General features: G+C 69.0%; 1 protein-coding gene. It reads left to right on the plus strand.

What is annotated here, in order from left to right:
- Positions 1–83 precede the first annotated feature (83 nt).
- On the plus strand, positions 84–248 hold a 165-nt coding region (locus AC5WRT_RS39240; RefSeq protein ID WP_496098990.1), incomplete at its 3' end, for a helix-turn-helix domain-containing protein.

The following is a 248-nucleotide window of genomic DNA, read 5'->3' on the forward strand; positions in this document are numbered from 1 at the left end:
TCTCGGCTGAGGGATCTTGAACGGGTGAGGGCCTTCCGGGTTCGGTGTGGATTGCGACGTCTACACCAACCAGAAAGGCCCTCGTGGTCCACCGTAATGCACCCCTGACCGAGACCGGACGACTGCGTCTGGCCCGCTGCGTGGTCGAGGACGGCTGGCCCCTGCGCAGGGCTGCCGAGCGCTTCCAGGTCTCACCGACGACGGCCAAGCGGTGGGCCGACCGCTACCGCGAGCTGGGCGTGGCGGGC

This window comes from Streptomyces sp. NTD91, assembly GCF_059510455.1.